General features: G+C 72.2%; 19 protein-coding genes. 4 read left to right on the top strand and 15 right to left on the bottom strand.

Features of this window, described 5'->3' with window-relative positions:
• Positions 1 to 58 precede the first annotated feature (58 nt).
• Positions 59 to 1330 (bottom strand): 4-hydroxybenzoate 3-monooxygenase, encoded by a 1272-nt coding sequence (locus MQN93_RS23330; RefSeq protein WP_242711123.1) that lies wholly within the window; start codon positions 1328 to 1330, stop codon positions 59 to 61.
• Positions 1331 to 1425: 95 nt separating this feature from the next.
• On the opposite strand from MQN93_RS23330, the gene MQN93_RS23325 reads away from it, so the two are divergent.
• Positions 1426 to 1713: a metal-sensitive transcriptional regulator gene (locus MQN93_RS23325; protein ID WP_016433839.1), complete on the top strand. Its 288-nt coding sequence runs from the start codon at positions 1426 to 1428 to the stop codon at positions 1711 to 1713.
• A gap of 36 nt (positions 1714 to 1749) precedes the next feature.
• On the opposite strand, the gene MQN93_RS23320 is transcribed toward MQN93_RS23325, so the two are convergent.
• The gene (locus MQN93_RS23320; RefSeq protein WP_242711122.1) at positions 1750 to 2706 is read right to left on the bottom strand and encodes a hypothetical protein; all 957 of its coding nucleotides are present in this window, start codon (positions 2704 to 2706) and stop codon (positions 1750 to 1752) included.
• Positions 2707 to 2929: 223 nt separating this feature from the next.
• Between MQN93_RS23320 and MQN93_RS23315 the strand changes: the two genes are divergently transcribed.
• Positions 2930 to 3727: an IclR family transcriptional regulator gene (locus MQN93_RS23315; protein ID WP_078516580.1), complete on the top strand. Its 798-nt coding sequence runs from the start codon at positions 2930 to 2932 to the stop codon at positions 3725 to 3727.
• Positions 3728 to 3769: 42 nt separating this feature from the next.
• Here the strand turns inward: MQN93_RS23315 and MQN93_RS23310 are convergent, their stop codons facing one another.
• Entirely contained in the window at positions 3770 to 4135 is a 366-nt protein-coding gene (locus MQN93_RS23310) for a bifunctional 3-phenylpropionate/cinnamic acid dioxygenase ferredoxin subunit (RefSeq protein ID WP_016433842.1), read from the bottom strand.
• A 144-nt stretch (positions 4136 to 4279) separates the two neighbouring features.
• A complete protein-coding gene (locus MQN93_RS23305) occupies positions 4280 to 6772 on the bottom strand; it encodes a SpoIIE family protein phosphatase (protein ID WP_242711121.1) in 2493 nt (830 codons plus the stop codon).
• 157 nt (positions 6773 to 6929) lie between these two features.
• Here MQN93_RS23305 and MQN93_RS23300 point away from each other — a divergent pair, with 157 nt between their 5' ends.
• On the top strand, positions 6930 to 9113 hold the full coding sequence (locus MQN93_RS23300; RefSeq protein ID WP_242711120.1) for a SpoIIE family protein phosphatase: 2184 nt from the start codon (positions 6930 to 6932) through the stop codon (positions 9111 to 9113).
• Positions 9114 to 9135: 22 nt separating this feature from the next.
• Here MQN93_RS23300 and MQN93_RS23295 read toward each other — a convergent pair whose 3' ends face one another.
• Positions 9136 to 9768 carry a DUF6629 family protein gene (locus MQN93_RS23295; protein WP_242711119.1) on the bottom strand — a complete coding sequence of 211 codons (633 nt, stop codon included), beginning with the start codon at positions 9766 to 9768 and terminating at the stop codon, positions 9136 to 9138.
• 188 nt (positions 9769 to 9956) lie between these two features.
• On the opposite strand from MQN93_RS23295, the gene MQN93_RS23290 reads away from it, so the two are divergent.
• Positions 9957 to 11333 (top strand): carbohydrate-binding protein, encoded by a 1377-nt coding sequence (locus MQN93_RS23290; RefSeq protein ID WP_242711118.1) that lies wholly within the window; start codon positions 9957 to 9959, stop codon positions 11331 to 11333.
• 110 nt (positions 11334 to 11443) lie between these two features.
• Here the strand turns inward: MQN93_RS23290 and MQN93_RS23285 are convergent, their stop codons facing one another.
• The 10 genes from MQN93_RS23285 to MQN93_RS23240 all read right to left on the bottom strand — a co-directional run bounded on the left by MQN93_RS23285 (position 11444) and on the right by MQN93_RS23240 (position 24341).
• Entirely contained in the window at positions 11444 to 12562 is a 1119-nt protein-coding gene (locus MQN93_RS23285; RefSeq protein WP_242711117.1) for a serine hydrolase domain-containing protein, read from the bottom strand.
• Positions 12559 to 13479 (bottom strand): DUF6895 family protein, encoded by a 921-nt coding sequence (locus MQN93_RS23280; protein WP_242711116.1) that lies wholly within the window; start codon positions 13477 to 13479, stop codon positions 12559 to 12561. Before MQN93_RS23280 ends, MQN93_RS23285 begins: the two co-directional genes overlap by 4 nt.
• Positions 13476 to 14402: a DUF6895 family protein gene (locus MQN93_RS23275; protein WP_242711115.1), complete on the bottom strand. Its 927-nt coding sequence runs from the start codon at positions 14400 to 14402 to the stop codon at positions 13476 to 13478. The genes MQN93_RS23280 and MQN93_RS23275 overlap by 4 nt, the downstream gene beginning before the upstream one ends.
• The gene (locus MQN93_RS23270) at positions 14399 to 15094 is read right to left on the bottom strand and encodes a hypothetical protein (RefSeq protein ID WP_242711114.1); all 696 of its coding nucleotides are present in this window, start codon (positions 15092 to 15094) and stop codon (positions 14399 to 14401) included. The genes MQN93_RS23275 and MQN93_RS23270 overlap by 4 nt, the downstream gene beginning before the upstream one ends.
• A gap of 22 nt (positions 15095 to 15116) precedes the next feature.
• The gene (locus tag MQN93_RS23265) at positions 15117 to 15305 is read right to left on the bottom strand and encodes a hypothetical protein (protein ID WP_016433851.1); all 189 of its coding nucleotides are present in this window, start codon (positions 15303 to 15305) and stop codon (positions 15117 to 15119) included.
• A gap of 100 nt (positions 15306 to 15405) precedes the next feature.
• Entirely contained in the window at positions 15406 to 16023 is a 618-nt protein-coding gene (locus tag MQN93_RS23260) for a sarcosine oxidase subunit gamma (protein ID WP_016433852.1), read from the bottom strand.
• On the bottom strand, positions 16016 to 19189 hold the full coding sequence (locus MQN93_RS23255; protein ID WP_242711113.1) for a sarcosine oxidase subunit alpha family protein: 3174 nt from the start codon (positions 19187 to 19189) through the stop codon (positions 16016 to 16018). The genes MQN93_RS23260 and MQN93_RS23255 overlap by 8 nt, the downstream gene beginning before the upstream one ends.
• Before the next feature lie 12 nt (positions 19190 to 19201).
• Positions 19202 to 20434 carry a sarcosine oxidase subunit beta family protein gene (locus tag MQN93_RS23250; RefSeq protein ID WP_242711112.1) on the bottom strand — a complete coding sequence of 411 codons (1233 nt, stop codon included), beginning with the start codon at positions 20432 to 20434 and terminating at the stop codon, positions 19202 to 19204.
• Positions 20431 to 21780: a serine hydroxymethyltransferase gene (glyA, locus tag MQN93_RS23245; RefSeq protein WP_242711111.1), complete on the bottom strand. Its 1350-nt coding sequence runs from the start codon at positions 21778 to 21780 to the stop codon at positions 20431 to 20433. The genes MQN93_RS23250 and glyA overlap by 4 nt, the downstream gene beginning before the upstream one ends.
• Positions 21781 to 21902: 122 nt before the next feature.
• Positions 21903 to 24341, bottom strand: a complete 2439-nt coding sequence (locus tag MQN93_RS23240) for a GcvT family protein (RefSeq protein ID WP_242711110.1) — start codon at positions 24339 to 24341, stop codon at positions 21903 to 21905.
• Positions 24342 to 24466 lie beyond the last annotated feature (125 nt).

Here is a 24466-nt window from a genome sequence, read left to right as displayed (position 1 = left end):
CGATCCGATCGGGGGCAGGTCACTTCGCTGACGGAGCGCGGCGGGAAAGTGTGACGGTCTACGCCGGGTCCATTCCCGTCATCAGTTCCGCGAAGGCGCGGGCCGCGTTCGAGGAGGTGAAGAGCCGGTCGAGGCGGGCGCGGGCCAGGTTGCGGTGGAAGGGTCCGGCGTCGGTGGCGTCGCCGGCGTCGTGCAGTGTCCGGGTCATCCAGTGCGAGAACTCCTGGTCGTTCCAGACGCGGCGCAGGCATCTGTGCGAGTAACCGCGCAGGCCCGACTCGTCCTTGTCGCGGACGTGGTCCCTGACCGCCCGGACGAAGACGTCGGCGTCGTAGAGGGCGAGGTTCATGCCCTTGCCGCCCATCGGGGAGACGATGTGCGCGGAGTCGCCGACCAGGAAGAGACGGCCGTACTGCATGGGGTCGTGGACGAGGCTGCGGAGCCGGAAGGTCTCACGGTCGGTGATGGGTCCGGAAACGAGGTCCGGGTCGTCGAGCCGTGTCCGCAGCGCTTCCCAGACGCGGGTGTCCGGCCAGGCGTCGGGGTGGTCGTCGGGCAGGCACTGGAGGTAGTAGCGGCTGGTGTGCGGGCCGCGCGGGAAGTGGGCGGCGAAGCCGTGCGGGCTGACGGCCAGGAGGGGCCGGGCCGGGGCCGGGGCGTCGGCGAGGACCGCGAGCCAGCCGATGCCGTGGTCGAGCGTGTGGGCGGTGAGGACTCCGTCCGGGACGGCCGTGCGGCTGATGCCGTGGTCGCCGTCGCAGCCCGCGACGTAGCTGCAGGTGATCGTGCGCACGGTGCCCTCGGGAGTGCGGTAACGGACGGTCGGGGTGTCGCCGGTCAGCTCGTGCAGCGAGATGTCGGCGGCCTCGAAGCGCAGGTCGCCGCCGTCGGCGAGGTAGGCGGCGGTGAGCTTCTGCACCAGCACCTGCTGGGGGCAGAGCCGGGCCGGCGGGCCGTCCGTGCCGTCGTCGTCGGAGACCAAGTGGCTCTCGCCGTCCACCCTTATCTCCAGGAGGCCGTCGTAGGGGACTCCGCCGAGGACGCGGTCGGCGAGACCCCAGTCGTCGAACATCCGCACCGCACGGGTCTCGACGATGCCGGCGCGCTGGCGCTGTGCCACGTACTCCCGGGTGCGGCGCTCCAGCACCACGCACGGGATCCCGCTGCGCTGCAGCAGATTGGCCACCGTCAGCCCGGCCGGGCCCGCGCCGATCACCACGACGGTCGTGGACTCGGGTCCGTGCCCGGGCTTCTCCGCGTCCTCCAACTCCCGTGTCTGTAGGTCCACTTGACCTTGGGAAGTGGCCACTGGCCCGCGCTGATCGGTCATGGGTGTGTCCTGTGCAGTGAATGGCCGCGCCAAACGCGGTCGGGCGCACGAGCAGTACAGTACCCCCAGGGGTATGGATCGATGGAGGTGTGGTCGTGGACATGGAGCTCGCGGGTGCGGAGCTGAAGTCGGTCCTGAACCGGCTGCGTCGCGCTCAGGGTCAGATCTCCGGGGTGATCCGGATGATCGAGGAGGGACGCGACTGCGAGGACGTCATCACCCAGCTCGCCGCGGCCTCACGAGCACTGGACCGGGCGGGGTTCGCCATCATCGCCACCGGTCTGCAGCAGTGCGTCACCGATGTCGAGTCCGGCCGCAAGAACGGCGAGGACGCCGAGCAGATGCGGGCCCGTCTGGAGAAGCTGTTCCTGTCGCTGGCGTGACACCGGCCGCCGGCGAACGCGCCGCACGGAATCCCGTCAGGGCACCACGGGCAGATGCTGTGCGAAGGCGTCGACGACACGGGCGGACAGGTCCTCGCCCAGGGGCAGTCGGAGGTCGGCACCGCCGACGCGGATGCGAAGGCCGACCGGGCCGTCGGCGCGCACCCGCTCGATCCGCGCTCGTGGGACGAAGTACGTGTGCACGCCGTGACGGCCACCGGCCGCGTGGCCGGAGACCGGGTCGGTGCGGACGACGAGTTCACGGGGTGTCAGCACGACGACCGCGTACGCCGCCTCCGTGCGCCGGGGCACGGGCAGCGCCCCCGCGACGGCGGCGACCGGATCGCCGTCGCTCAGGAGCGCCAGGTCCGCTGCGAGCAGTCGCCGCCACTTGTACGGCAGCCCCGCACCGGAGAGGGAGGCGGCGGGCAGGCTCATGCCGAGGTCGGCGGCGCGGCGCCGCAGGGACGCCACCAGGGGACGCAGGGCCTGCTCGCCGACGGCGCTGTAGTGGAGGTTCAGGCGCACGTCGGCCGCGTGGATCGTCAGACGGGCCTGGAGCAGGATCTGCGCGGTCTCGATCACGGCCACCCGCTGCGGGCGCAGGACCGCCCGTACCCCGGGTTCGGCGGGCGCGCCGACCCACAGCGCCACCCCGCCGGGCCCGAACCCGAGCACGCGCACCGGAGTCAGGATCTGCAGTCCCTGGCGCCCGAGACGCCCCGGCCGGCTCTGGGCGGGAGCGACGAAGAGGTCCCTGGGACCGGCGGCACCGACGGCCTCCCGCAGCGCCGCCGACGCCCCTGCGGGCGCCTCCTCGAATCGCCGTGGCCGGTACGGCAACCCGCCCACCCTGGGCAGGACATGGGCGCGCACCGCCTCCTCGCCGGCCTCCTGCTCCCACGGCTCCAGCAGGTCCAGCCTCGGCCGTACGGCGGGACGACGTCGCCGCGGAGGGTGGCGGCGCACGGCGAACCGGGCCAGGCCCCCCATCGGCCACTCCGCACGTCCCACCTCGGCCCGCCTCCCGCTCGCCCCCGACTCCGAGGACATCACGGTGCGGCGCGAAATGTCCCGAGTTTGCCGGACACGGTCCCGCCCGGGACACCCCTCCAAGGGTTGAGGGACCTCACTGTGGCGCGATAGCGTCCCCGCGGCCTCACCACGGGTCTCCCCCGCACCTCCCGGCCGGTCGGCCGGGTCGTATAGTTGCGCTATGAGCAACCACACTGCAGCCGGCGAAACAACGGGGCCCGCGGGGAGCGGGGTGCAGTCCGTCGACCGTGCCGTCAGTGTCCTGGAGATCCTCGCCCAGCGCGGGGAGGCCGGGGTGAGCGAGGTGGCCGCGGAGATCGACGTGCACAAGTCGACGGCGTTCCGTCTGCTCGGGGCGCTGGAGGCGCGCGGCCTGGTGGAGCAGGCGACGGAGCGGGGCAAGTACCGGCTCGGCTTCGGGATCGTGCGTCTGGCGGGGGCGGTGACGGGGCGGCTCGACATCACCCAGCAGGGCAGGCCGGTGTGCGAGCGGCTCGCGGAGGAGTTCGGCGAGACCGTCAACATCGCGGTGCTGCAGGAGCATTACGCGGTCAACCTCTGCCAGGTACGCGGTCCGGGCGCGGTCGGCACGCACAACTGGGTCGGTCAGCTGACCCCGCCGTACGCCACGTCCAGCGGCAAGATCCTGCTGGCGCACCTCTCGGAGGAGGCGCGCTCCGCGGTGCTCGCGGGCTCCGGACTGCAGAAGCTGACGCCCAACACCCTGACGGCCAGGACGAAGCTGGACAGGGACCTCGCCCGGACACGGGAACGCGGCTACGCGATCACCCTGGAGGAGCTCGAGATCGGCCTGCACGCCATGGCGGCCCCGATCCGCTCCCGCGACGGCGAGGTCATCGCGGCCCTCAGCGCCTCCGGGCCGGCCTACCGCTTCACGGAGGCGCGGATGCACGAGCTGGCGCCCACCCTGGTCAGTGGCGCGCAGGAGATCAGCAGCAGGATGGGCCACCTGGGCTGAGGCCGCCGTGGCGGCGCCGGGGACGACCGCCTCGGCGGGGAGTCAGGTCGCCACCGCTCCGAGCCGGGCCGCGACGCAGGTCGGCGGGAGATTCGGCAGGGCGTCGGACAGTTCGACGTAGAGCATGCCGTTCTCGACGAGGACCTGGTGGGTGCGGACCGGCAGCCGGGCCGGCGGGGCGTCCACCGCGCCGGTGCGCAGGTCGAACTTCGAGGCGTGCAGGGGGCATTCGACCTCGCAGCCCTCCAGCCAGCCGTCCGAGAGCGAGGCGTCCTGGTGGGTGCAGGTGTCGTCGATCGCGTAGAGCTCACCGTCATCGGTGTGGAACACGGCGACGGGGGGTTCGCACTCGAGCCGGATCGATTCGCCTTGCGGCAGATCGGCCAGAGAGCACGCGGGAATCCTCATGATCACCTCGACACGGATGCGTAATATGCAACGACGTGCGCTTAACGCAACGCCAGTCTGGGGGCGCACCCACCCCCTGTCAAGGAGTCGGCGAGACGCTGTCGGGGAGCCGACGAGACGGCCGAGAGGCGCCCAGGTCGGGGGCTACGAAGCCGGGGCCGGGATCTCCTGCTCGGCCCAGATGATCTTTCCGTCGGCCGTGTAGCGGGCGCCCCAGCGTTCGGTCAGCTGGGCCACGAGGAAGAGGCCGCGACCGCCCTCGTCCGTGCTGCGTGCGTGCCGCAGACGCGGTGCCGTACTGCTGGCATCGGCGACCTCGCAGGTCAAATGGGCATCACGGATCAGCCGTAGCCGGATGGGCGGCTCGGCGTAGCGGATCGCGTTGGTGACCAGTTCGCTCACCACGAGTTCCGTCGTCATGGCCAGGTCGTCGCCCAGTCCCCACGCCGCCACCTGCCGGGTGGCCCGGGACCGGATCTCGGCCACGGCGGACGGGTCCAGGGGCACGTCCCAGGAGGCGACCTGGTCGGCACCCAGGCGGTGCGTGCGCGCCAGCAGCAGGGCGATGTCGTCGGGCTGCGGCACGGGCACCAGCTGCTCCACCGCGGAGGTGCACAGGGCGGCGAGGTCGGCGTCGGACCGGGACAGCAGGTCGCCGAGCCGGGACATGCCCCGCTCCATGTCGCCGTCGGCTCCCTCGACGATGCCGTCGGTGTAGAGGCCGAGCACGCTGTTCTCCGCGAGCTCGATCTCGGTGGCCTCGAAGGCCATTCCACCCAGCCCCAGCGGGGGCCCGGCCGGGGGTTCTGGGAAAGACACGTGTCCATCCGGTGCGACGACGATCGGGGGTGGGTGCCCAGCCCGGGCCATCGTGCACCGTGCGGTGACGGGGTCGTAGACGGCGTAGAGGCAGGTCGCCCCGAGGAAGGAGGCCGAGCTGCGCTGTGCCGCCTCGTCGTCGGTCTTCTCCCCGCTCAGCCGCAGCACGAGGTCGTCGAGATGGGCCAGCAGCTCGTCGGGAGGCAGCTCCATGTCGGCGAGGGTCTGCACCGCGGTGCGCAGCCGTCCCATCGTCGCCGCGGCGGTGATGCCGTGCCCGACCACATCGCCCACGACGAGCCCGACGCGCGCCCCGGACAAGGGGATCACGTCGAACCAGTCGCCGCCCACGCCGCCCGACGGATCCGCGGGCAGATAGGCGGAGGCCACCTCCAGCGCCGTACCACCGGTGAGGGCCTGCGGCAGCAGGCTGCGCTGCAGGGTGATCGCCGCCGTGTGCTCACGGGTGTAGCGGCGGGCGTTGTCGACGCACAGTGCCGCCCGCGCCACCAGTTCCCGGGCCAGCAGGACGTCGTCGGGCTGGAAGGAGATGGGGTTGAGGGAACGGATGAAGGTGGTGACGCCGAGGGCGGTGTTGCGGGCCCGCATCGGCACGGAGATGAGGGAGTGCAGTCCGAACCGGCGGATCCGTTCCGCCCGCTCCGGCTCCGCCGCCGCCCACAGGTCGTCGGACGGGTCGAGGACGGGCAGCAGGATCGGCTCGCCCTCGACGAGCAGGTTCAGGCCGTGCGGGGGAGGGAGGAAGCCGGCCGTTTCCCCGACCTGCGCCACGGCCTCCGGGCAGCCCTCGCGCACCGAGCTCATCCCGGCGCGGCGCAGCAGCGGCCGTACGGGGGCGGGGCCTGCGTCCGTCAGCCAGGCGCCGTGCCCTTCGGTGCTCAGGACGGGCTCCAGGAGATCCACGACGACGAAGTCCGCGAAGCGGGGTACCGCGAAGTCGGCGAGTTCCTGGGCCGTGCCCAGCACGTCCAGGCTCGTGCCGATGCAGGTCCCGGCCTCGTTGACCAGCATCAGCAGCCGGCGGGCGGTCCACCGTTCGGTGACGTCCTGGACCATGTAGCAGACCCCGGTGGTGGTGTCGGCGGCGTCCAGCAGGGGGAAGAAGGACGTGGAGTAGGCGCGCTGGCGGTGCGGATCGGCCCAGCTCCAGCCCAGGTACTCGTAGTCGGTGACCGGGACCCCGGTCTCCAGGACCTTGCGCATCAGGCTCTCTATGGTGGTCGCCTGCAGACCGGGCAGCAGCTCGCTCAGCCGGCGTCCCAGCCGCTGTTCACGGGGTATGCCGCCGAAGCGTTCCAGGGTGTCGTTGAGCCACAGGTAGCGCAGCTCCAGGTCGAGCACTGCCATGCCGATCGGGGAGCGGGTGAGGAAGCCGTCGAGTACGGTCTGGCCCACCGTCCACTGCGGTCGCCGCTCCCGCCCGGACAGCAGGAAGCACTCGTCGTCGCCGACCCGGAACGACGCGGAGACCCGCAGGTCGACATCCACGGCCCGGCCGTCGCTGCGCCGCAGCGTGATCACGCCGTTCCATCCCATACCGGCGCGGCACCGCTCGACCACCCCGGCCACGCGCGCCGGGTCCCGGGACATCGCCACCACCCGCGCGGCCGGGGCGCCGACCATCTCGGACGCCGGGCGGCCGAGGAGGACCTCGGCTCCACGGGTCCAGCCGAGCACCACGCCCTCGCCGGACACGATCGCCGCGGCGTCCGAGGACGCGTCGAGAAAGTCGCGCGGGGGCGCTGCCGCGGGCGCAGGACCGGCGGAGGTGTCACGCGCGGGATCCTTGGGTGCCATAGCATTCCGTCCTTTACAGCACCATGGTCCTGCTTGTCCGCCCAATGCGCACGGCTCCGGCGAAACCGGTCCCCGACCGCCTCCCCTTCTGCTTCCGCTTCCGCCCGGCGCGAGGCGGGGGCAGCATGGAAGGGCCACAGGTGGAGGTGGTCGCGCGATGGCGGCACATTCCTTCCAGCCCGATTCCCCCGAGCCTCATCCCTCCGAACCCGATTCGGTCCGACCCGATCGAGTCCCGCCGGAATCGAGCAGGTCCGATCCGGGGCGGGTCGGATACGACCCCGAGGGAGTTCAGGCATCCCCTTCCGTCCGGTCGGAGCCGGACGCGCGGCCCACCGGGCTGTTGGATGTGTTGAGTGTGTCTGCGGTGGTGCTGGATGCCGACGGGCGCATCGTCTTCTGGACGCCGCAGGCCGAGGAGTTGTTCGGGTACACCGCGCATGAGGCGTTGGGGACGTACGCGGCGAGGCTGTTCATCCATCCCGAGCATGTGAAGGCCGTGGTCAACCTGTTCACGGAGGTGCTGCAGACCGGCCGCAGCTGGGCGGGCGCCTTCCCCATCCGGCACAAGGACGGCAGCTCCCGGCTGATGGAGTTCCGCAACATGCGGCTCCAGGACGATCTCGGGGACGTCTACGCCCTCGGGCTCGCCGCCGACCACAATCTGCTCCAGCGCGTGGAGACCGACCTGGCCCTGTGCGAGCGGCTGATCAACCAGTCCCCGATCGGTCTGGCCCTGCTCGACCCCGACCTGCGGTATCTCCTGGTCAACCCGGCGCTGGCCCGGATCGACGGCATCCCCGCCGAGGACCACGTGGGCCGCACGCTGCGCGAGGCCCTGCCGTTGCCCGACATCCACACCATCGAGTCCGCGCTGCGTCAGGTGCTGACCACCGGCACCCCGCTGCTCGACCAGTACCACGTGGGCCGCCCCCCGGCCGACCCCGAGCACGAGCACGCCTGGTCGCTGTCCTTCTACCGGCTGGAGGACCCCGGCGGCCGCGTCCTGGGCGCGGCCACCTCGGTCGTCGACGTCACCGAGCGGCACCGCGCGGCCGCCGAGGCCGACCGGGCCCGGCGCCGGCTCGCCCTCATCGCGGACGCCTCGGTACGGGTCGGCACCACGCTGGAGGTGGAGGAGACCGCCCGGGAACTGGCCGAGATCACCGTCCCGCAGCTCGCCGACGTGGTCGCCGTGGACGTCCTCGACTCGGCGCTGGCCTGCCGGCGCTCGCGCAGACCGGACGACGGCCCGGAGCTGTTCCGTTCGCTGGCGCTCAAGGCGGCCCATCCGACGGTGGCGCTGCGGGCCGCCGATCCGCCGGGCGGGCTCGCGGCCTACGACGGGGACCGCCTGGTCACGCTGTGCGTGCACTCCGGACGGCCGGTTCTGGTGCGCCATGTCGGCGACCAGGACCTGCCGCGGATCGCCCGGGACGCCGAGGCGGGGTCGCTGCTGGCGCGGGCCGGCGTGCACTCGTATCTCGCGGTGCCGCTGATCGCCCATGGCGAGGTGCTCGGTGCCCTCGACCTCAAGCGCACCCGCAATCCGCTCCCCTTCGACGAGGACGACGTCGTGCTCGCCTGCGAACTGGCCGGGCGCGCGGCCGTGGCCATCGACAACGCCCGCTGGTTCCAGAGCGTGCGCAACACCGCCCTCACCCTGCAGCGCAGTCTGCTGCCCGACCACCCGCCCGCACACGCGGGGCTCGAACTCGCCTCCCGCTACCAGCCCGCCCAGGCCACCAGCGAGGTCGGCGGCGACTGGTACGACGTCATCCCGCTCAGCGACGACAAGACGGCCCTGGTCGTCGGCGACGTCATGGGCAACGGCATCGACGCCGCCGCCACCATGGGCCGCCTGCGCACCGCCACCTGCGCCTACGCCGACCTCGACCTCCCCCCGAGCGCGGTGCTCCAGCACCTCGACAAGATCACCTGCGATCTGGAGCACTACATCGTCACCTGCCTCTACGCGGTCTACGACCCCCGCACCCACCGGTGCCAGATCGCCAACGCCGGCCATATGCCGCCCGCGCTCGCCGGACCGGGCCACTCCCCCGCACTGCTCGACCTGCCCACCGGCGCCCCGCTCGGTGTCGGCGGCGTCCCCTTCGAGGCCACCACGACCCGGCTCGACCCCGGTGAACTGCTCATCCTGTACACCGACGGTCTCGTCGAGACCCGGCACCACTCCATCGACGACCGCCTGAGCGCCATGCTCGGCTTCCTCGACGAACCACTGCGCCCCCTGGAGGAGACCTGCGACCTCCTCCTCCACGGCCTGCGCCACCCCGAGGACCACGACGACGTGGCGCTGCTCGTGGCGCGGGCGGTGTGAGGCGGAGCCCCTGCTCGGGGCGTCAGTACTTCACGACGTCGACGCCACCCCGCCGGCTCCCCGCCCACCAGAACACCACCACCGAGCACACCGCCGCGAACGCGCACCAGGTCGAGACGAACTCCAGCCGCCACAAGGCCCAGCAGACCAGCGCACCCGCGCCGGCCAGCAGCCCCAGCACGCGCACCCGGAGGTCGCCGGAGAGCAGCAACGCGCCGACGGTGGCGAGCAGATAACCCGCGACGAGCAGCTGTCCGTGCGGCAGTCCGATGACATAGCCGACGGTGTGCCCGCGGATCTCGGCCCGGACCGTGCGGGTGGCGATGACGTACGTCAGCACGGCGCCGGTCGCCAGACCGGCCAGCGCGGGGATCGCGAGCCGGGCCCGGACCGGGCGCGGCTCGGCGCACACCACGGCCAGGGGCACCCACAACGCCAGTAGGGGAAACGCGATCACGGCCCAGGCGACGGTGGCCGGTCCGCTGCCGCCGCCGTCCTGCCACACCCGGGCCTCGATCAGCTGATGGACCCCGAGCAGCAGTGGCAGCGCGGCCAGCGGGAGCTCCCCGACGCGCCGCGCCCGCGTCACACAGGCCACACCGATGCAGGCGATCCCCGTTCCCGCGACAAGATCGGCCGTCGCACTCCAGCACATGACCCCACCATGACACCCCCGCCGCGCGCAGGGCATGCGCGCGGCGACGGGCCAGTACTGCACATGCCACCCCCGGCGTCCCCCAAAGCGCGAAAGACCGCCGCCTTTGACATCGTTCCGGGCCTTTGCGGCAAGGCCGCCTACGGATTCGCCACTGTCCCACCCCTCTTCAGAAGGAGGCACACCGCATGGTCGCCAGACATGCTGTGGGCGCGCGCCGCGCCGCCCTGACCGCGCTCGGCGCACTCGTACTCACCACGGCCCCGTCCGCAGCCGCGGCCCCGCCACCACCCGCGCCGGGCCCCGCCAGCATCGCCGCCCGCACCCTGGACACCGTCCGGCCGTCCGCCCGGATGCTGCAGGCGATGCAACGCGACCTGGGTCTGACACGGCAGCAGGCGAAGGCCAGGCTGACCAACGAGACCGAGGCCGGCACCCGCGCGGGCCGCCTGCGCAACGCACTGGGCGGGCACTTCGCCGGCGCCTGGGTGCGCGGAGCGACCTCCGCCGAACTGACCGTCGCCACCACGCACGCGGCGGACGTCGCCGCCATCGAGGCGCAGGGCGCCAAGGCCGCGGTCGTCACCACACCGCTCAGCACCTTGCAGGCCCTCAAGGAGAGGCTGGACGCGACCGCCGGGCACCGCCGTTCCCACAACACCCCGGTCTGGTACGTCGACGTGCCCGCGAACCGGGTCGTACTCCAGGCCACCAAGAAGTCGGCGGCCACCGCCTTCCTCAAGGCCGCCGGTCTCGAAGCGCGGGGTGTGGTCGTCCGGGTGTCGGCGGAGCGGCCGAAGCTGCGCGCGGACGTCGTCGGCGGCGACGCCTACTACATCGACGACAACGCCCGCTGCTCCGTCGGCTTCTCGGTCACCAAGGGCGACCAGCAGGGCTTCGTCAGCGCGGGCCACTGCGGCAGGCCCGGCTCGAAGACCACCGGGTACAACAGGGCCGACCAGGGCACCTTCCAGGCGTCCACCTTCCCCGGCAAGGACATGTCCTGGGTGGCCGTCAACAGCGACTGGACCGCCACGCCCGACTACAAGGGGCAGGGCGGCAACAGGGCGCAGATCGCCGGCTCGGTCCAGGCGCTCGTCGGCGCGTCCGTGTGCCGCTCCGGCTCCACCTCCGGCTGGCACTGCGGCACCATCCAGCAGCTCGGTGCCACGGTCGACTACGAGGAGGGCACCGTCACCGGCCTGACCCGCACCAACGTGTGCTCCGAACCGGGCGACTCCGGTGGCCCGTTCGTCTCGGGCGCACAGGCCCAGGGCACCACCTCCGGCGGCTCGGGCGACTGCACCAGCGGCGGAACCACCTTCTTCCAGCCGGTCAACCCCATCCTGAGCGACTTCGGCCTCACCCTGAAGACCGCGTCCTCCCAGTCCGGCGCCCAGGGCCCGCAGGACAACGCGGCCGACGCCTGGCGGTCCGGTCGCGTCTACGAGGCCGGCGACACGGTCAGCCACGCGGGCGTCCGCTACCAGTGCCTGCAGACCCACCAGGCGCAGGGAGCCTGGCCGCCGGACGGCATGCCGTCCCTGTGGCAGCGGGTGCGGTAACGGGTGCAGTAGGGGTACGGCACGTGCGGTGCGGGGACACGGTCCCCGCACCGTTCGTGTGTCCGGGCCCCGGGCCGTCCGGTCGTCGGACCGTCCGGACGTCGCGCCGTCTACGCCTCGGCCAGCAGCCCGTACGCCGTGGACACGAAAGGGTCGTTGGCGCGGAAGCGGCGTGTGCACAGGGCGGCCAGCGCGGTGCCGGTGTCGGGGCGGAAGCCCAGGAAGGCCTGTTGGCCGAGGGTGGCGCCGCCGTGGAAGTACAGGGGCCCGCCGTCGGTGGGGTGCCGGAACCAGGCCGTGGTGTGGACGTGGCGGTGCCCGAGGCCCCGTCGTAGCACCGGTGTGCGGACCGCGCGCAGTGCGCCGGCCAGGCGGGTGTCGGGCGGTTCGAGGTGGGCTTCGAGGAAGGTGAGCAGGTCGTGCGGGGTGGCGCGGACGGCGCCCGCCGCCTGGAAGCCTCCGGCGTCGAAGGCGGGCACCGGGGTGCGGCCGTCCTTGCCGTGTCCCTGGGCGTCGGTGTCCGGCCCGTGGGCGTGCAGGGCGGTGTCGTCGAGGGCCAGCGGGCGCAGGATCTGCTCGGTGAGCAAATCCTCCCAAGGGGTGCCGGTCGCCGCCGCGACCGCGTGGCCGAGCACGGCGACCCCGAAGTTGGAGTAGCGCCAGCGCGTCCCGGGGCGGGGTGCGGGGCGGCGGCGCAGGAAGGCGTCGATGACGCGCTCGGCCGGGTAGCGGGCGTAGGGCGCGGTGTGCCATACGGGCAGGGCGCGCAGGAAGAAGTCGGGGGGCAGGGCGGGCAGTCCGGAGGTGTGGGTGAGGAGGTGGGCGAGGGTCACTGGGGCGGGGCCGATGCGCCGCCGGGACGGGTCCAGGCAGAGGGCGGCCGGCTCGCCTCCGGACAGCATGCCGCGCCGGATCAGCTGGGCCAGCAGGAGTCCGGTGAGGGTCTTGGAGGCGGATCCGAGTTCGTAGCGCAGGTCCTGACGGGGCGTGGGCGGCGGCGGGCCGGTGCCGCCGCAGTACAGGGTGCGGCGGCCGTGGCGGGAGACGGCGAGGACGACGTCGGGTGCGTCGACGGCGTCCACGGCCGCCTTCAGCCGCCGGTGCAGCTCCTCGTCGTGCGCGGCCTCGTCGTGCCCCGTCTCCTCGGAGCGGCCGGCCCGGAAGTCGTCCGCGTCGTGCGGGTCGCCCGGCCAGGGCCCGGCCGCGGTGCTCAGGAGGAAGCTGCTCATGACGGGACGTGCGCCAGCTCGGACAGGGCGCGGGAGGTGGCCAGCACGGAGGCGAAGGCGGCGACCAGGGTGGGGTGGTAGACGAGGTCGAAGACCTCCTCCGGGGTGCCCTCGGGCATGGTGCGTACGGCGGGCATGGCGCCGTCGGGCTGCTGGGCCGCGGCGAAGGCCTGCCAGGCCCGTTCGTCGAGGGTGGGGCGGGGCAGACAGGCGTCGACGACGAGGAGTTCGCCGAGCAGGTCCCAGCGCTGCAGGTCCAGCCAGTCGTCGATCCACACCGGCAGCCAGGTGGCGAGGTAGTCGGCGATGCGCGGGGGCAGGCCCTCGGGGCGCTCTCCCCAGTCGGTGAGGTGGAACACCGCGTGGGTGATGTCGTAGGCGATGTGCCCGCCGACCGTCCAGGGTTCGGGGGTGCGGCCCAGCCAGGTGGAGCCGACCACCTCGGCCTCCGGCGGGCGGGGGGTGAGGCCGTAGCGGCGCTCGAACGCGGACAGGCCGAGGCGGCGGGTGGGGTGCAGTTCCAGCGCCGACCAGCTGGTCAGCCGGTGGTAGAGAGCGGTGGCGCGCTCCACCTCGGGCTCGCTGTAGCCGAGTTCCTTGTAGGGCCGGTACACCTCGAAGGGTATGGGCGAGAGCGGTTCGATGCGCTGGCCGCGCACCAGCATGCGGCCGCCGTCCAGGGTGTCGCGCCAGGTGTGGTCCACCAACCGGCGTGCCAGTTCCGCCTGTTGGGACCCGGCCACGCCTTCGCGGAACAACACCCCGCAGATCAGGGCCAGTTCACCGACCGGCTTGAACCGCTCCAGGAAGCCCACTTCCGGGTCGACGTCGGGTTCCAGGCGGAAGCCGTCGCGTCGGTCCCACAGCCATTCGAGGGCGCGGACGCCGACGGTGTGCAGCAGACGGGTGTCGGTCATACCGGCACTCCCTGTGTCAGGGCCGCGGCGAAGGCCAGCATGAGGGTGGAGTGGTAGCCGTGGACGAAGCTGGGCTCCGGGTCGGCCTCGTGGGTGCGTGCCGGGTCGGAGGCCATCAACGGCAGTGCGCCGGAGGCGTGTTGGACCCGTGCGATCCGCCTCCAGGGGTCCTGCAGCGTCGCCGCGTCGATCGGCTGGGGCAGGCTCGCCGCCACGATCAGCAGTTCGCAGGCGAGGTCCCACATCCCGGCGTCCAGGCAGGTGTCGAGCCAGGGCGGCAGCCAGTCGGTCAGATAGGCGGCCAGTTCCGCGGGGACGTCCTGGGCGGTGCGGCCCCAGTCAGTGAGGTGGAAGACGACGTGGGTGAGGGCGTAGCCGGAGGTCCGCTCGAAGGTCCACGGCTCCGGCAGCCCGCCGAGCCAGGTGCGGCCCAGCGCCTGCGCGAACCGCTCCGGACGGTGGATGCCGCTGCGCCGCTCGGCGTTCAACAGGCCGAGCCGGCGCGTCGGTTCGTGCTCGGTGAGGCGCCAGCCGCGACTGCGCGCCACCGCGCCGGCGGCCACCTCGTACCCGGTGTGCCGCAGCCCGGCGCCCGCGAAGACGGAGTACACCTCCAGCGGGTACGTCGCGAACGGTTCGGTGCGCTGCAGACGCAGGAACAGCTCGCCGCGGCCCGTCTGCTGCCAGGCGAAGTCCAGCAGGTCGGACGCGCAGGCGTGCAGCGGGTCCGAGGGCGGGGTGCAGCGGCGCACGCTCACGCAGGTCTGGGCCAGTTCGCCGAGGGGTTTCCAGGTGAGGTCGACCGGTCCGTCGGCGGTGAGGGCGTCCGCGCCGAGTGCGAAGTCGCCGCGGTGGGCGGACACCCAGGCGAGCGCGGCGACCGCCAGGTCCCGGACCTGCCGGGTGTCCACGGCGGTCGTCATACGAGCGCTCCGGACCGGCGCATCGCCCGTGCCGCCGCCACCTGGAGGGCGACCCGGGGGTCGCTGCCGCCCATCAGCTCCACGAAGTCGAGGCCGCTGTCCAGGCCGAGGGTGTCCGGCACTCCGTCCAGCAGGGTCAGCCAGCGGCCCGCGCCCGCGGCCTGCTGCCAGTCCCTGCGGCGCACGGCCCTGACGAAGCCGCGGGCGACGTCGACCGGGCGGCCGCGTGCGGCGCGCGCCACCGCGCTGTCCGCGCCGGGCACCGCGAGCGGTGCCAGGACGGCGAGTTGATGGGTGAGGTACTGCCAGGTGGCGCCGTCGAGCCAGGCGGCGTCAGGCTCCGCGCCCTCGCCGGCCGCGGGCGTGAGGCCGTCGTTCTGCTCGAAGCGGCGCAGCGTGCGCCGCATCGCCCAATGGCTCCAGACGACGGTGGGGGCCGCGTCGGCGCGGGGCGGGAAGGTCTTGACCGTCAGCCGGAACGCTTCGAGCGTGTCCGGGGGCGGCGAGGTGCGGGCCAGCAGGTGCGGCAGCAACAGGTCCGCGCCCAGGACGCGTACGGCCGCGACGGTGATGCCGTCCTCAGGGCCGCCGGTGACCGGGGCGTGGCCCCCGCCCCGAAGGGCGGAGGCCACGTCCGACGAGAGGTCCTGCACCGCACCCTGCAGAAGGGCGGCCGTGCCTGACTGCTCCATTCAGCTGCTCCCGTCGGCTCGCTCAGCCCTTCTTCGGGCGGGGGGTCGGCGGGGAGAGCAGCAGCGAGGTCGTTCCGGAGGTCAGCGCCAGTGCGGCGCACTCGCGGCTGTCACGGTAGACGCCGTCGGGCTCGGCCGGGTCGAGTGCCGCCTCGATGTCGACGCATCGGATCCCCGTGAGTTCCGCGACCGTCTTGTCCGTGGAAGGCATACGACCATCTCCTCTGGGTGTACGAACAGCCTTCGTAACCCAGGTCACCATATGCGCACAAAGCATGCAAACTGTCACAGAATTCTCGTTGGTCACTCCTTCAACAACCAGGTTGGGCCAGGTATTCGGTCGCCGCGTCCAGCAGCCAGTCCGTCAGATAGCCCGCGAAGGAGGAGCGGACCAGCACCCAGAACCCGGCGCGTGGTTCGTCCCGGGCGACCAGGACGACCTGGGTGCGGGCCAGCGTGGTCTGGGCGCAGCGGCCGGGGCCGAAAACCCGCGGGTGCAGGTCGAGCGAGCAGCCGTGGGCGAGCAGGTCGCGGGCGCGGGGGCCGGCGACCAGCAGCGTGGTGCGCTGGGCGGAGACGTCCGTGACGGAGACGGTCTCGTCCCCGGCCGCCTCCCGGATGCGGGTCTCCACGGCCGCCCGGCTGCCCGGCGGGCCCACCACCAGCCATTCGTCCGGGCCGAGCCACACCGCGGTCAGCTCCCCGGCCCGTACGACCGTGTCGGGTTCCAGGGGCAGTTGCAGGCCCAGCGCGAGCCCGACCGCGTCCGCCGCCGCTCCCTTGGCGTCCAGGCGGACGTTCACCTGGGCGAGGAAGGGCACCTCGGCCAGCCGGATCGCGCCCCGGGAGGTGCGGGTCGCGGCGGCCAGACGGTGGGCGTCGTGTGCCAGGGGGCTGCGGAGCGGGGCGGAAAGCGCGGTGTCAGCCATCGCGGCGGGCTCCCTCGGGGTCGTAGAGGACGGGGCTTGCGACGGTCACCGGGACCAACCGGCCGGCCACGGGGGCGTACAGCCGCTCGCCGATGCGGTCGCGGCCGCCCTTGACCAGGGCCAGCGCGAAGGTCCGGCCGAGGGCGGCGCTGCGGTAGCTGGAGGTGACATGGCCGAGCATCGGGACCGGCGGCGCGGGCAGCTCGCTGTCGGCCACCAGCTGGGTGCCCTCGGGCAGGAAGGTGCCGGGCTCCTCGGTCAACAGGCCGACCAGGTGCTTGCGGTCGGGGCGGGCGGTGTCGGCGCGGGCGAAGGAGCGCTTGCCAATGAAGTCGGGCTTCTTCCTGGAGACCGCCCAGCTCATGCCGAGGTCCTGCGGGGTGACCGTGCCGTCGGTGTCCTGCCCGACGATCGGGTAACCCTTCTCGGCCCGCAGGACGTGCATGGTCTCGGTGCCGTACGGGGTGATGCCGTACGGGGCACCGGCCTCGTACAGCGCCTCCCACAGGGTGAGGGACTGCCACGGCGACACGTTGATCTCGTAGGCGAGTTCACCGGAGAAGCTGATCCGGCACACCCGCGCGTCGATCCCGGCGACCGTCGTCTCCCGCCACGCCATGAACGGGAAGTCCTCGTTGGCCACGGCCAGTTGGGGTGCGAGGGCGCCCAGGACCGCTCGGGACTTCGGGCCGACCAGGGCGACGGTGGCCCACTGTTCGGTGACCGACGTGCAGTGGACGCGCAGTTCGGGCCATTCGGTCTGCAGCCACTCCTCCATCCAGTCCAGTACGGCGGCGGCGTTGCCCGTGGTCGTGGTGACCAGGAAGCGGTCCTGGGCGAGGCGCATGACCGTGCCGTCGTCGAAGACCATGCCGTCCGGGCGGCACATGACGCCGTAGCGGATCATGCCGACCTTCAGGGTGCTGATCATGTTGGTGTAGAGCCGGTCGAGGAAGAGCGCCGCGTCCGGGCCCTGCACATCGATCTTGCCGAGCGTGGAGGCGTCCATGAAGGCGACGCCCTCGCGGGCGGCCGCGCACTCGCGCAGCACGGCCGACTCCCTGTCCTCGCCGTCCTGCGGGTAGTACCAAGGACGCTTCCACTGGCCGACGTTCTCGAACAGGGCGCCGTGCGCGACATGCCACTCGTGCAGGGCCGTCGTACGCACCGGGTCGCTCAGCCGGCCCCGGTCGCGGCCGGCGAGCGCGGCGAAGGAGACCGGGGTGTAGGGCGGGCGGAAGGTGGTCGTGCCGAGCGCGGAGATGTCCACGCCGAGCAGTTCCGCGACCACCCCACTGGCCAGCACGCCGGACGTCTTGCCCTGGTCGTTGGCGGTGCCGGCGGTGGTGTAGCGCTTGGTGTGCTCCACCGAACGCATGCCGGCGGCCGTGGCGCGCACCAAGTCGTCGACGGTGACGTCCCGTTGGAGGTCCACGAAGCGCGGGGCGCCCTCGCGGCCGGGGACGGTGAAGACCTGCATGGGCGGGGTGGGCCGGGGCTGTGCCGGTACGGCCGGGAGGGCGGGGGCCTGGGCCGTGTATCCCTCGGCCTCCAGCGCACGGACACCGGCCGCCGCGCCCTGGGCCAGGACCCCGGCCAGGTCGAACACACCGCTCGCGCTGCCCGCGACCTCGACGGCCTGCCGGCAGGTGTCGGGGACGAAGGTGCCGAGCGTCTCGTCGTGGCGGAGCCTGCCGCCGGCCTGGCTGAACAGGTGGGCGACCGGGTTCCAGCCGCCGGAGACCAGGAGGAGATCGGCGGTGAACTCCCTTTGCTCTTCGGTCTGTCCGTACGGGGAGACGGTGACCGAGGTCAGGCGGGTGTCGCCGTCCGTGCCGGTGACCGCGTGGCCGGGCAGCACCTCGATGCCCGCCGTGCGGGCACGCTCGGCCCACTCCCCCGCATCGCCACGCGTGTCGACGATCGCCGCGATCTCCACGCCCGCAGCGGCCAGGTCCAGTGCGGCGGCGTAGGCGCTGTCGTTGGTGGTGAACACGACGGCGCGGCGGCCGGGCAGGACGCCGTACCGGTTGGCGTACGTGCGGGCCGAGTGGGCCAGCATCACGCCGGGGCGGTCGTTGTCGGCGAAGGCGAGGGAGCGCTCGTGGGCGCCGGTGGCGAGGACGACGCGGCGGGCGCGGATGCGGTGGACGCGTTCGCGGGAGATGTGGGGTGGGGCGGCGGCACCGAGGTGGTTGGTGCGGCGCTCCACGGCGAGGAGGTGGTTGTCGTCGTAGTAGCCGAAGACGGTGGTGCGGTGGAGGATGCGGATGTCCGGGGACTCGGTGAGCAGTCGGGTCGTTTCGCTTACCCAGCTGGGGAGTTCGCCCGAGCCGAGGAGACTGCCACCGAGTTGTGGCTGGTCGTCGGCGAGGATGACCCGGGCGCCGGAACGCGCTGCCGCGGCGGCTGCGGCGAGGCCCGCCGGGCCTGCGCCGACGATCAGTACGTCGCAGTGATCGTGTACGGCGTCGTAGCGGGCGGGGTCCGGTTCGGTGGGGAGGCGGCCCTGGCCGGGGAGGCTGGTTGCCACGAGGCCGTCGTAGAGCTCGATGGTGGTGGCCGGGAGCATGGGCTCCGGGAAGGGTTCCTCTATCTGGACGACGGCGTTGGGTTCTTCGGGGCCTGCGGTGAAGATGCCGCGGGGGCGGCCGAGTTTGATACTCGTGGCGGCTTGGATGACGCCGTTGGCCAGGAGGGCGGAGGCCAGGGTGTCGCCTTCTTGGCCCTGGTACTCGGCGCCGTCGAACGTGAACGTCAAGGTGCGTCCGTGGCGGCGTGCCGGGGGCTTCGCCCCCAGACCCCCGATCGGCCCTGAAGGGGCCTCGTCCTCAAGCGCCGGACGCACTGGAGATGTTGGACTCGGCTGAGAAGTGACCGCCCGCCGGTCCACGGACTCCGGACGTTCTTCCCCCGTCCGGTACACCGCCAACACCTCGTTCGTCGCCGTGTCCCGGACGGCGTTGAACCAGCGGCGGCAGCCCGCCGTGTGGTTCCAGCGTTCGGCGAAGGGGCCCTTGGGGTTGTCGCGGAAGAAGAGGTAGCGGGCCCATTCCTCGTCGGTGAGGGCCGACGGGTCGTCCGGGTAGGGGATGTGGGCCTGGCCGCCGTAGTGGTACTCGGCCTCGTCGCGGGGCCCGCACCACGGGCAGGGGATGAGCAGCATGGGTTGGGCTCCCTAGTGGGCCACCGCGGCGGCGCCGTGTTCGTCGACGAGCGCGCCGGTGGTGAAACGGTCGAGCGAGAAGGGGGCGTTGAGGGGGTGGGGGGCGTCGTGGGCGATGGTGTGGGCGTAGACCCAGCCGACGCCGGGGGTGACCTTGAAGCCGCCCGTGCCCCAGCCGCAGTTGAGGTAGAGGTTGTCGACGGGGCTGAGGCCGACGATGGGTGAGGCGTCGGGGCTGACGTCGACGATGCCGCCCCAGGTGCGCAGGACGTGGGCGCGGGCGAAGACCGGGAAGAGTTCGAGGGCCGCGGACATCTGGTCCTCGATGATGTGGAAGGCGCCGCGCTGGGTGTAGGAGTTGTAGGCGTCGATGCCCGCGCCCATCACCAGCTCGCCCTTGTGGGCCTGGCTGACGTAGACGTGCACGGCGTTGGACATGACGACCGTCGGGTGGACCGGCTCCAGGAGTTCGGAGACCAGGGCCTGCAACGGGTGGCTCTGCAGGGGGAGTTCGATGCCCGCCATGGCGGCGAGGACCGAGGTGTGGCCCGCCGAGCACAGGGCCACCTTGCCCGCCGCGATGGGGCCCAGGGTGGTGCGGACGCCGACCACGCGGTTGCCGACCACGTCCAGGCCGGTGACCTCGCAGTTCTGGATGATGTCGATGCCGGCGGCGTCGGCGGAGCGGGCGAGGCCCCAGGCGACGTGGTCGTGCTTGGCGATGCCCGCGCGCGGCTGGTAGGTGGCGCCGAGGACCGGATAGCGCACGTCCTGGCTGGTGTTGACGATCGGGCAGACTTCCTTGACCTGCTCGGCGTCCAGGTACTCCGCGTCGACGCCGTTGAGCCGGTTGGCCTCGACGCGGCGCACGCTGTCGCGGACGTCCTGGAGGCTGTGGGCGAGGTTCAGCACGCCGCGCTGGGAGAAGAGGATCGGGTAGTCGAGCTCGTCGGCCAGGCCCTCCCAGAGTTTGAGGGCGTGTTCGTAGATGCCGGCGCTCTCGTCCCAGAGGTAGTTGGAGCGGATGATCGTGGTGTTGCGGGCCATGTTGCCGCCCGCGAGCCAGCCCTTCTCCAGTACGGCGACGTTGGTGATGCCGTGGTTCCTGGCGAGGTAGTGGGCGGTGGCGAGGCCGTGTCCGCCGCCCCCGACGATGACGACGTCGTACGAGCGCTTCGGCTCGGGTGTGCGCCACAGGAAGTCGGGGTGTTCGGGGAGCTCGGCGCCGGGGGTGCGGGGGCTCATGGGGTGTCTCCGGCTTCTGTTGCTGCCTGTGCCAGGTGTGGTGTCTGTGACGGGTTTGCGGTCTGTGACAGGTCTGCTGCCTCTGACAGGTGCGGGTAGAGCGGGTGCCGGGCGGCCAGGGCCCGGGTGCGGGCGCGCAACGCCCCGGTGTCGGGGGCGGGTCGGAGGGCGAGCGCGATCACGTCGGCGACCTCGGCGAAGTCCTCCTCGGTGAAGCCGCGGGTGGCCAGCGCCGGGGTGCCGATGCGCAGGCCCGAGGTGACCATGGGCGGGCGCGGGTCGAAGGGCACGGCGTTGCGGTTGACGGTGATGCCGATGTCGTGGAGGAGGTCCTCCGCCTGGCGGCCGTCGAGTTGCGAGTCGCGCAGGTCGACGAGGACCAGGTGGACGTCCGTGCCGCCGGTGAGGACCTTCACTCCCGCGGCCGCCGCGTCGGCCCGGGTGAGGCGGTCGGCGAGGATGCGGGCGCCGGCCAGGGTGCGGGCCTGGCGTTCGGCGAACTCCGGTGACGCGGCGACCTTGAAGGAGACCGCCTTCGCGGCGATGACGTGCTCCAGCGGGCCGCCCTGCATGCCGGGGAACACCGCCGAGTTGATCTTCTTGGCGAGGTCGGCCTCGTTGGTGAGGATGACGCCGCCGCGGGGGCCGCCCAGGGTCTTGTGCGTGGTCGTGGTGGTGACATGGGCGTGCGGCACCGGGTTGGGGTGCAGTCCGGCCGCGACCAGGCCCGCGAAGTGTGCCATGTCGACCATGAGCAGCGCGCCGACCTCGTCGGCGATACGGCGGAAGGCGGCGAAGTCCAGCTGCCTCGGGTACGCCGACCAGCCCGCGATGATCATCTTGGGGCGGTGCTCCTTGGAGAGGCGCTGCACCTCGTCCATGTCGACCAGGTTGTCGGCCTCGGAGACGTGGTACGGCACGACGTTGAGCATCTTGCCGCTGTAGTTGATGCGCATGCCGTGGGTCAGGTGGCCGCCGTGCGCGAGGTCGAGGCCGAGGACGGTGTCGCCGGGCTGCAGCAGGGCGAAGAAGACGGCCGTGTTGGCCTGGGCGCCGGAGTGCGGCTGGACGTTGGCGAACCCGGCCCCGAACAGCGACTTGACCCGCTCGATCGCCAACCGCTCGGTGACGTCGACGTGTTCGCAGCCGCCGTAGTAGCGGCGGCCGGGATAGCCCTCGGCGTACTTGTTGGTCGCGACCGAGCCCTGCGCCTCCATCACTGCGGTGGGCGCGAAGTTCTCGGAGGCGATCATCTCCAGGGTGGACTGCTGGCGGTGCAGTTCGGCGCGCAGGGCGTCATGGACCTCGGGGTCCAGCTGGGCCAGCGGGGTGTTCAGCGCGTCCATACGACGTCCACATTCCTCTCTACGGCAACTGCAGATCTTTCAGGGGCGCGGGGAACTGCGCGAGAAACCACGACGCACCAGCAGCCGCCCGACAACAGAACAAGGCACCCTCTCCGCCCCACTCACCCACGAAGACGCGACATGCTCGGATCGAACAGCGGCTCCTCGGCCACGACAGCCTCGACCCGCTGATCGAAGTAGCCGATGTGCAGCGCGGTCCCGGGCACCGAAAGCCCCACCGGCAGCCACGCGTAGGCGATCCCCTTGCCGATCGTGTAGCCGTACGCCGCGCTCGTGACGTAACCGACGGCGCGCTCCCCGTCGTACACCGGCTCCTTTCCCATCACGACGGACCGCGGGTCATCGATGGTGAGACAGGTCAGCTTCCGCCGCACCTCGCCCTTGCGGCGCTCCAGGGCGGCCCTGCCGACGAACTCCCCCTTGTCGAGCTTCACGGCGAAGCCGACCCCCGCCTCGTAGGGATCGTGCTCGTACGTCATGTCGGCGCCGAAGGAGCGGTACCCCTTCTCCAGGCGGAGGCTGTTGAAAGCGCCCCGCCCGGCGATGATCCCGCCCAGCGGGCGCGCCGCCTCCCACAGCGTGTCCCAGAGCTTCAGCCCCTGGTCGGCGGTGGTGTAGAGCTCCCAGCCGAGTTCGCCGACGTAGGACAGGCGCAGCGCGGTGACCGGGACGCTGCCGATGTAGGCCTGCTTGCCGCGGAAGTACTTCAGGCCGTCGTTGCTGAAGTCGTCGTCCGTCAGCGGCTGCAGAACCTTGCGGGCCAGCGGCCCCCACAGGCCGATGCAGCAGGTGCCGGGGGTGATGTCGCGGACCTGGACGGTGCCGTCGGCCGGGAGGTGGCGGGTGAACCAGTCCAGGTCGAGGTTGCCGTTGGCGCCGACCTGGAAGCGGTCGCGGGCCAGGCGGGCGACCGTGATGTCGCTGCGGATGCCGCCGTCGCGGTCGAGCAGCAGGGTGTACGTCACCGAGCCGACGGACTTGGCGACCTTGCCGGTGACCAAGCCCTCCAGGAAGGCGGCGGCTCCGGGGCCGGTGACCTCCAGGCGTTTGAGGGCGGTCATGTCGTACATGGCGACGGTCTCGCGGGTGACCTGTGCCTCGGCGCCGACGATGGGCGACCAGTACCGCGCCGCCCAGTCGTTGGGCTTGGGGATCGAACGGCCTTCCACCAGATGCGCGTTGGCCTCGTACCACTGCGGGCGCTCCCAGCCGTTCGCTTCCAGGAAGAAGGCGCCGTGCTCCTGCTGGCGGGGGTGGAAGGGGCTGGTGCGGATCGGGCGCGGGTCTCCGGAGGGCTGCAGCGGGTGCAGGATGTCGTAGACCTCGACGAAGTTCTGGCAGTCGCGGGCCAGGACGTACTCCGGGGAGAGTTGGTGCGGCTCGAAGCGGTTGACGTCGCACTCGTGCAGGTCGAACGAGGAGCAGTGGCCGTCGACGAGCCATTCGGCCATGGCGCGTCCGACGCCTGCGGAGTGGGTGACCCAGACGGCCTCGGCGACCCAGAAGCCCTTGACGTCCGGGGACTCGCCGAGCAGCGGGAAGTTGTCGGTGGTGAAGGAGAACAGGCCGTTGATGCCTTCCTCGATCTTCGCCTCCCGCGTGGCGGGCAGCAGGGACCGGGTCTCGGCCCAGGCGGGCTCGAAGTCCTCCTCGGTGAACTTCAGGACCGAGGGCATCTCGGCGGCCTCGTCGAAGGAGAGGATCTCGTCGGCGGTGGTGGGCATGGGGCGGTGGCCGTAGTAGCCGATGCCGAGGCCGTCGAAGCGGTCGCGGTAGTAGAGGTCGGCGTCCTGGTGGCGCAGGATCGGGCGGACCGCCTCCTCCTTCTGGCCGGCGAGCGCCGGGACGGGGCCGGTCCAGGCGAGCTGGTGGCCGAGCGGGGTGAGCGGCAGGTTCATCCCGGCCATGCGGGCGATCCTCGGGCCCCAGATGCCGGCGCAGCACACGACGATGTCGGCGTCCAGCTCGCCCCGGTCGGTGACGACGCCGGTGACGCGGCCGTCGTCCTGGCGGATGTCGAGGACCTCGTGGCGGGCGAGGAAGCGTACGCCGCGCTCGGTGGCCCGGCGGATCTGCGCCTCGACCGCGAGGACCGCCTTGGCGAGGCCGTCGGTGGGGACGTGGAGGCCGCCGAGGACGCGGTCGCGGTCGACCAGCGGGTGCTGCTCGACGCACTCGTCAGGGGTCAGCAGCCTGGCCTCGATGCCCCAAGCGGTGATCCAGCCGTGGCGCCGCCGCAGTTCGGCGAGGCGCTCGGGGCTGGTCGCCACCTCCAGGCCGCCGACCTGGAGGAAGCAGGGCTTGCCGTCGACGTCGAGGGAGCAGAACTTCTCGACGGTGTAGCGGGCCAGCTCGGTCATGGTCTTGGAGGAGTTGGTCTGGAAGACCAGGCCCGGTGCGTGCGAGCTGGAGCCTCCCGTGGCGGGCAGCGGGCCCTGGTCGACCACGGTCACATCGGTCCAGCCGCGCGCGGAGACCTCGTCCGCGAGGGCCGCTCCCACGACGCCCGCTCCGATGATCACCACTCGGGGTCCCGCCATCGCCGCACCTCCGAAATCAAAACCAGCCAGTTGCTGTGTGCGCAACGCAGTTCGGGTTGCGCAACTCAATGTGCCTGCCGTGGGGAGGGGTGTCAAGAGGTCCGTGACGTCGGGAAACGGCCCGG

Origin of the sequence: Streptomyces spinosisporus (assembly GCF_022698145.1) — a bacterium.
Taxonomy (GTDB): domain Bacteria; phylum Actinomycetota; class Actinomycetes; order Streptomycetales; family Streptomycetaceae; genus Streptomyces; species Streptomyces spinosisporus.
The sequence above is the reverse complement of the archived record's forward strand: the minus strand, read 5'-3'. Positions and strand labels throughout refer to the sequence as shown.

Excerpts from the sequence above, each read along its gene's own strand:
- MQN93_RS23300 (WP_242711120.1), top strand. The coding sequence starts at position 6,930 with ATGGCGGCACATTCCTTCCAGCCCGATTCCCCCGAGCCTCATCCCTCC.
- MQN93_RS23270 (WP_242711114.1), bottom strand. The coding sequence starts at position 15,094 with ATGGAGCAGTCAGGCACGGCCGCCCTTCTGCAGGGTGCGGTGCAGGAC.
- MQN93_RS23265 (WP_016433851.1), bottom strand. The coding sequence starts at position 15,305 with ATGCCTTCCACGGACAAGACGGTCGCGGAACTCACGGGGATCCGATGC.
- MQN93_RS23260 (WP_016433852.1), bottom strand. The coding sequence starts at position 16,023 with ATGGCTGACACCGCGCTTTCCGCCCCGCTCCGCAGCCCCCTGGCACAC.
- MQN93_RS23330 (WP_242711123.1), bottom strand. The coding sequence starts at position 1,330 with ATGACCGATCAGCGCGGGCCAGTGGCCACTTCCCAAGGTCAAGTGGAC.
- MQN93_RS23275 (WP_242711115.1), bottom strand. The coding sequence starts at position 14,402 with ATGACGACCGCCGTGGACACCCGGCAGGTCCGGGACCTGGCGGTCGCC.
- MQN93_RS23295 (WP_242711119.1), bottom strand. The coding sequence starts at position 9,768 with ATGTGCTGGAGTGCGACGGCCGATCTTGTCGCGGGAACGGGGATCGCC.
- MQN93_RS23305 (WP_242711121.1), bottom strand. The coding sequence starts at position 6,772 with ATGGCACCCAAGGATCCCGCGCGTGACACCTCCGCCGGTCCTGCGCCC.
- MQN93_RS23280 (WP_242711116.1), bottom strand. The coding sequence starts at position 13,479 with ATGACCGACACCCGTCTGCTGCACACCGTCGGCGTCCGCGCCCTCGAA.
- MQN93_RS23285 (WP_242711117.1), bottom strand. The coding sequence starts at position 12,562 with ATGAGCAGCTTCCTCCTGAGCACCGCGGCCGGGCCCTGGCCGGGCGAC.
- glyA (WP_242711111.1), bottom strand. The coding sequence starts at position 21,780 with ATGGACGCGCTGAACACCCCGCTGGCCCAGCTGGACCCCGAGGTCCAT.
- MQN93_RS23315 (WP_078516580.1), top strand. The coding sequence starts at position 2,930 with ATGAGCAACCACACTGCAGCCGGCGAAACAACGGGGCCCGCGGGGAGC.
- MQN93_RS23255 (WP_242711113.1), bottom strand. The coding sequence starts at position 19,189 with ATGCTGCTCATCCCCTGCCCGTGGTGCGGGCCCCGCGACGAGGCCGAG.
- MQN93_RS23250 (WP_242711112.1), bottom strand. The coding sequence starts at position 20,434 with ATGAGCCCCCGCACCCCCGGCGCCGAGCTCCCCGAACACCCCGACTTC.
- MQN93_RS23290 (WP_242711118.1), top strand. The coding sequence starts at position 9,957 with ATGGTCGCCAGACATGCTGTGGGCGCGCGCCGCGCCGCCCTGACCGCG.
- MQN93_RS23240 (WP_242711110.1), bottom strand. The coding sequence starts at position 24,341 with ATGGCGGGACCCCGAGTGGTGATCATCGGAGCGGGCGTCGTGGGAGCG.
- MQN93_RS23320 (WP_242711122.1), bottom strand. The coding sequence starts at position 2,706 with ATGGGGGGCCTGGCCCGGTTCGCCGTGCGCCGCCACCCTCCGCGGCGA.
- MQN93_RS23310 (WP_016433842.1), bottom strand. The coding sequence starts at position 4,135 with ATGAGGATTCCCGCGTGCTCTCTGGCCGATCTGCCGCAAGGCGAATCG.